Source organism: Bradyrhizobium sp. STM 3809 (assembly GCF_000239795.1).
Taxonomy (GTDB): Bacteria; Pseudomonadota; Alphaproteobacteria; order Rhizobiales; family Xanthobacteraceae; genus Bradyrhizobium.
Genome location: NZ_CAFJ01000545.1, coordinates 1 through 6,625, shown reverse-complemented (window position 1 = coordinate 6,625; position 6,625 = coordinate 1). Strand labels below are relative to the sequence as shown.

The 6,625-nt window shown below is 66.2% G+C and carries 3 protein-coding genes and 1 pseudogene; all 4 read left to right on the top strand.

The features are described 5' to 3' along the window. Positions 1–377, top strand: a pseudogene (locus BRAS3809_RS24955) (DNA repair protein); the annotation flags it as partial. Then, a complete protein-coding gene (locus tag BRAS3809_RS24950) occupies positions 277–1,866 on the top strand; it encodes a Y-family DNA polymerase (protein WP_008964804.1) in 1,590 nt (529 codons plus the stop codon). The pseudogene BRAS3809_RS24955 and the gene BRAS3809_RS24950, both read left to right, overlap by 101 nt. A 193-nt stretch (positions 1,867–2,059) precedes the next feature. Then, positions 2,060–5,680 carry an error-prone DNA polymerase gene (locus BRAS3809_RS24945; protein ID WP_008964803.1) on the top strand — a complete coding sequence of 1,207 codons (3,621 nt, stop codon included), beginning with the start codon at positions 2,060–2,062 and terminating at the stop codon, positions 5,678–5,680. A gap of 168 nt (positions 5,681–5,848) precedes the next feature. Next, on the top strand, positions 5,849–6,376 hold the full coding sequence (locus BRAS3809_RS24940; RefSeq protein WP_502685680.1) for an REP-associated tyrosine transposase: 528 nt from the start codon (positions 5,849–5,851) through the stop codon (positions 6,374–6,376). Positions 6,377–6,625 lie beyond the last annotated feature (249 nt).

Below are 6,625 nucleotides of genomic sequence, written 5' to 3'. Positions count from 1 at the left end.
GTGTGATGCTGGAGGTGTGGGGCGAGACGCAGAAGCTCGATCTCGTGGCCAGCCGCAAGCTGACCCTGGCGGCGCAGGACTCCGGCGTGACCGCGCTGCTGCTGCGCGTCGCCGCCGACCCCGAGCCCTCGACCGCGGAGACGCGCTGGAGGGTGCGCACCGCGCCGTCGCCGCCCGCTGCGCCATGGATGGCGTGGGGCGCGCCGCGTCTCGACGCCGAGCTCATTCGCAACCGTCACGGCCAGACCGGACGATGGATCATGGAGTGGATGCCCGATGCGTGCCGTTTCAGCGAACCGGCGGCGGATCCTCAGCCTGTGGCTGCCGCGCCTGCCCATCGAGCGCATCAAGCGGAGCCGCGTCGCCGATCCGCTTGAGCAAGGCAAGCCGCAGGTCGTCGTCATCAAGGACGCCAATGCGCTGCTGATCCATTCGCTGGACGAGGCGGCCGCGCGTCACGGCGTGTCGCTCGGCCAGCCCCTGGCGAATGCCCGCGCGGTCTGTCCCGACCTCGTCGCGCACGAGGCCGACCTCGCGGCCGACGCCAGGCTGCTGGAGAGCATCGCTGACTGGTGCGACCGCTTCACGCCGCTGGTGGCGCTCGATCCGCCGCACGGGCTGGCGCTCGACATCACCGGCTGCGTGCATCTGTTCGGCGGCGAGACGAAGCTGATGCAGTCGGTGTGCGATGCGCTGACCGCCCATGGCCTCACCGTATCGGCGGCGATCGCCTCCAATGCGGTCTGTGCGCGCACGCTGAACCGGCAGGTGCATGGCCGCATCGTGCCGGATGGCGAGGAGGCGGCGGCGGTCTCGGCCCTGCCGGTGGCCGCGCTCGGCGGCAGCGAGGCCATCACGCTCGGCCTGCGCCGCGCCGGCCTCAAGACCATCGGCGACGTCGCGTCGCGCGGCCGCAACGAGATCACCGCCCGGTTCGGCGCCGCCTTCACCCGCGTGCTGGCGCAGGCGCTGGGCGAGGCGGATGCGCCGATCAGCCCGCGAAAAGTGCCGCCGGACTACATCGTCGAGAAGCGCTTTGCCGAGCCGATTGCGACCGACACCGTGATCGCGGCGAGCCTCTCCAGCCTCGCCACGATGCTGATGGCGGCCATGGTGCAGCAGGGCAAGGGCGCGCGGCGGCTGGAGGCCTGCTTCTTCCGCACTGACGGACTGGTGCGCGTCATCGCCGTCGACACCGGCCAGCCGGTGACGGACGCCGCCGTGATCGACCGGCTGTTCCGCGAGCGTCTGGAGGCGCTGAGCGATCCGCTCGATCCCGGCTTCGGCTTCGACATGATCCGCCTCGCGGCCGGCCGCAGCGAAATCGTGGTGCAGCAGCAGCGCGACCTCGACGCGCATGTTCACGACAATGACGAACTGTCGGCGCTGATCGACCGCATCGCCGCGCGCATCGGCGGCAAGCGCGTCGTCGTGCATCTGCCGGTCGACACCCACGTCCCCGAGCGCGCCGCGATGGCATTGCCGGCGCAGCACCATCTCGCGGCCACCAGCACTGCCGCCTGGCCCGAACGCCATGACGGCGAGCCGCCGCTGCGTCCCTTAAGGCTGTTCGCGCGCCCCGAGGCGATTCAAGTCATCGCCGGGGTTCCCGACGGCCCGCCCGCGCGCTTCGTCTGGCGCCGCGCCGCGCATGCCGTGGTGCGCGCCGAAGGCCCCGAGCGCATCGCCATGGAATGGTGGCGCCCGGACGGGCAGGGCCTGACCCGCGACTATTTCCGCGTCGAGGACGAGCACGGCCTCCGCTTCTGGCTGTATCGCGACGGCCTGTACGACCGCGAGCTTGAGCAGCCGGAGAATGGTTTGCCGGTGCAGCCCGCCTGGTACATGCACGGGCTGTTCGCATGAGGGCAGGAAAGAATGTGTATTCGGTGATGACCGCTTCGGGGCCTCATGGTTCGAGACGCGCCGCAAGCGGCGCTCCTCACCATGAGGGGTTGAGATATCGCCTTACACTCAGACCTCGTCCTGAGGAGCACGCCGGAGGCGTGCGTCTCGAAGGACGGTGGCTGGCGTACTGCCTCTTCCGAGCAGCCCCGCCATGACTTCGATTCCCTACGCCGAGATCGGCGTCACCACCAATTTCTCCTTCCTGCACGGCGGCTCGCATCCGCAGGATTATGTGCACCAGGCCGCCGAATATGGCCTCACGGCCATCGGCATCGCCGATCACAACACGCTCGCCGGCATCGTGCGTGCCTATAGCGAGCTGAACAACGACCGGCTGAGCTACAAACCGAAACTGCTTTACGGCGCGCGGCTGGTGTTCACCTGCGGCACGCCGGATATCCTGGTCTATCCGCGCGATCGCGCGGCGTATGGCCGGCTGTGCCAGCTGCTCACCCACGGCAAGCGCGGCAGCGATCTGGACAAGGTCGCCAAGGGCGACTGCCGCCTGACGTTCGAGGATCTGTTCGACTTCATTGACGGCCAGCTCCTGGTGCTGATGCCGCCGCATCGTTTCGACGAGGACGCGCTCGGCAACATCCTGGCGCGGCTGAAGCACAGCGCCGCCGAAGGCGTGTGGCTTGCCGGCAGCCTGCTGTATCGCGGCGACGACCGCCGCCGGCTGGCGAGGCTGGCGCGCCTGGCGGCATCAGCCAAGGTGCCGCTGATCGCCACCAACGATGTGCTGTATCACCATCCGCAGCAGCGCATGCTGCAGGACGTGCTGACCTGCATCCGCGAGAAGGCCACGATCGAGAGCATCGGCCGAAGACTGCAGGCCAATGCCGAGCGCCACCTCAAGCCGGGACACGAGATGGCGCGGCTGTTCCGCGATCACCCGGACGCGATCACCGAGACGCTCCGCTTCACCGACCGCATCGTCTTCTCGCTCGACCAGCTCAAATATCAATATCCCGACGAGCCGGTGCCGCCCGGCAAGACCGCGCAGGGGCATCTGGCGGATCTGACCTGGGCCGGCGCCAAGACCTGTTTCGGCGATCATCTCGATGACAGGCTGCGCGCCGTCCTCAACAAGGAGCTGGCGCTGATCGCCGAGCTCAACTACGCGCATTATTTCCTCACTGTCCACGACATCGTCCGTTATGCGCGCAGTCAGGGCATCCTGTGCCAGGGCCGCGGCTCCGCAGCCAATTCCGCCGTCTGCTACGTGCTCGGCATCACCTCGGTCGATCCGACCAAGATCGACCTGCTGTTCGAGCGCTTCATCTCCAAGGAGCGGCTGGAGCCGCCGGATATCGACGTCGATTTCGAGCATTCGCGGCGCGAGGAGGTGATGCAATATGTCTATCGCCGCTACGGCCGCCACCGCGCCGCCATCATCGCCACCGTCATCCATTATCGCCCGCGCAGCGCCATTCGCGACGTCGGCAAGGCGCTCGGCCTGACCGAGGACGTCACCTCGGTGCTCGCCGACACCGTATGGGGCAGCTGGGGCGACGGCCTCTCGGACATGCAGGTGCGCCAGGCCGGGCTCGATCCTCATAATCCGATGATCCGCCGCGCGGTCGAACTGGCCTCGGAGCTGATCACCTTTCCGCGCCATCTGTCGCAGCATGTCGGCGGCTACGTGCTGACCCAGGACCGGCTCGACAGCTACGTGCCGATCGGCAACGCCGCGATGGACGACCGCACCTTCATCGAATGGGACAAGGACGATGTCGACGCGCTCTCGATGATGAAGGTCGACGTGCTCGCGCTGGGCATGCTGACCTGCATCCGCAAGAGCTTTGATCTGATCGAGCGGCACAAGCAGGTCCACTACGATCTGGCCTCGGTGCCGCGCGAAGATCCCAAAGTCTACGACATGCTGTGCAAGGGCGAGTCGCTCGGCGTGTTCCAGGTCGAGAGCCGGGCGCAGATGAACATGCTGCCGAGGCTCAAGCCGCGCGAGTTCTACGATCTCGTCATCGAGGTCGCGATCGTCCGGCCCGGACCGATCCAGGGCGACATGGTGCATCCGTATTTGCGCCGGCGAAACAAGCTTGAGAAGGTCACTTACCCCTCGCCATCGTCGGATCATGGCCCGGAGGACGAGCTTTACAAGGTGCTACACAAGACACTCGGCGTGCCGCTGTTCCAGGAGCAGGCGATGCGGATCGCGATCGAGGCCGCAAAATTCTCGCCGGAGGAGGCCAATGGCCTGCGCCGCGCGATGGCGACGTTCCGTAATGTCGGAACCATCGGCTCCTATGAGGAGAAGATGGTGAGCAGCATGATCGCGCGCGGCTACGATCCGGCTTTCGCCAAGAGCTGCTTCGACCAGATCAAGGGATTCGGCTCCTACGGCTTCCCGGAAAGCCATGCCGCGAGCTTCGCGCAGCTGGTCTATGTCTCGTCCTGGCTGAAATGCTTCCACCCCGATGCGTTCTGCTGCGCGCTCTTGAACTCGCAGCCGATGGGCTTCTATGCGCCGGCCCAGATCGTCGGCGACGCTCGCAAGAACGGCGTCGAGATCCGCAACATCGATGTCTCCCACAGCTTCGCCGACAACACGCTGGAGGAGACCGACGGAAAATACTGCGCCGTCCGCCTCGGCTTCCGCCAGATCGACGGCTTCCGCTGGATCGACCGCGACGAGGAGCGGATCAAGAAGTTGTCGGAGGCGGTGCGGAGGGAGGCGAGGGTGGTTTCCTCACATTCCTTGCCAGCCATCCCCTCGGTGTCATTCCGGGGCGCGCGGAGCGCGAGCCCGGAATCCATAACCCCGGATCGTGGTTATGGATTCCGGGCCTGCGCCCAAGAGGGCGCATCCCGGAATGACGGCGCGGAGGGAGCCGTTTCTCACTCGCAAACGCTTGATGCATTTGGAGAGCACGACGCAAATGCGTTAGCCAGGAATGACAACGAACAACAAACTCACATGTTGCTCTCGAACACCGACCGCGAGGACGACTGGGCCGACCGCATCATCCGCGCGCGCGAGCGCCGTCCGTTCACCTCGCTGGAGGACTTCGCCCGCGACACCGCGCTGCCCAAGCGCGCGCTGCTGCTACTCGCTGATGCCGACGCGTTCCGCTCGCTCGGGCTCGACCGCCGCGCCGCGCTGTGGGCCGTGCGCCGGCTGCCCGACGACGTGCCGCTGCCGCTGTTCGAGGCCGCGATCGCCCGCGAGCAGCCGGACGAGGGCGCGCGGCCGCTGCCGGAGATGCCGCTGCCGGAGCACGTCGTTGCGGACTATCAGACCATCCGTTTGTCGCTGAAGGGCCATCCCATGGAGTTCCTGCGCCGGCGCTTCGCCGCCGAGGGCGTGCTGGCCTGCCGCGACGTCAACGACGCCAACGACCGCCGCCGCATCCGCTGCGCCGGCGTGGTGCTGGTGCGGCAGCGGCCGGGCAGCGCCAAGGGCGTCGTGTTCATGACCCTGGAGGACGAGACCGGGATCGCCAACATCGTGGTGTGGCCGAAGGTGATGGAGACCTTCCGCAAGGAGGTGATGGGCGCGCGCCTCGTGCTGGTCGAAGGCCGCATCCAGAGCAGTCCCGAGAAGGTCGTCCATCTCGTCGCCGAGCGCCTCATCGACCGCACCGCCGATCTCGCGCTGTTGTCCGACGATCGCCTCGGCGCCATCCCGCACGGCGCCACGCCCGCCGAGCCCCTCAACGACGACCGAAGAGATCACCCCGACAATCCCTCCCAGCGCGTGGGCCACCCCCGCAACGTCCGCATCCTGCCGCGGTCGCGGGATTTTCATTGAGGGGTTTATGGTGAGACGGTGGGCACGCCGCTCCGTACGATGCTTCGCATCGCACGGAGCATCTTTGCCCACCCTACGGCTCATTATTAATATCCGTAGGGTGGGCAAAGGCACGGCGCGTCAAGCGCCGTGACGTGCCCACCGGCCGCGGGCGCGATGGAGCTGATCATGCCGAACTACCGCAGAGCATCCATCAAAGGCGGCATGTTCTTCTTCACAGTGGTCCTGGAAAACCGCTCGAGTCGTTTGCTCATCGAGCAGATCGACCGCTTCCGCGCCTGTTATCGCGTCGCGCGCGAGCGCCGCCCGTTCGAAACGATCGCGATCTGCATATTGCCGGATCACCTTCACGTCATCTGGGCGTTGCCGGACAACGACAGCAACTATCCAATCCGCTGGAGCATGATCAAGAGCGGCTTCTCGCGTGGCCTGAAGCCTCACACGCAATCGTCCAGTCTGTCCGCAAAACGCGAGAAGGGCATCTGGCAACGCCGCTATTGGGAGCATGCCATCCGTAATCAGGCGGATCTCGAACGTCATATCGACTATATCCATTTCAATCCCGTCAAACATGGTCATGTGTCCCGGGTTGCGGACTGGCCGCACAGTAGCTTCCACCGCTTCGTCGAGCACGGCTGGCTTGCGCACGATCGGGGAGGGGACGTGAAGCGGATCGATGGCTCGTTCGGCGAGTGAAGGCGGTGGGCACGTCGTCTCGGACGATGCTTCGCATCGCCCGAGACGCCTTTGCCCACCCTACGGCTCGGCATGAAGGTCGCGTAGGGTGGGCAAAGGCACGGCGCGCAACGCGCGTCGTGACGTGCCCACCGGCCGCGGCATGACACTCTCGGCTATTGCCGTCGCCGACAGTTGTTCAGAAATCCAGAAAAATTCCCGCTACACTCCAATTCTCTATTTCATTTTTTCAGAAATCATGTTCTATTT

Excerpts from the sequence above, each read along its gene's own strand:
- BRAS3809_RS24950 (WP_008964804.1), top strand. The coding sequence starts at position 277 with ATGCGTGCCGTTTCAGCGAACCGGCGGCGGATCCTCAGCCTGTGGCTG.
- BRAS3809_RS24945 (WP_008964803.1), top strand. The coding sequence starts at position 2,060 with ATGACTTCGATTCCCTACGCCGAGATCGGCGTCACCACCAATTTCTCC.
- BRAS3809_RS24940 (WP_502685680.1), top strand. The coding sequence starts at position 5,849 with ATGCCGAACTACCGCAGAGCATCCATCAAAGGCGGCATGTTCTTCTTC.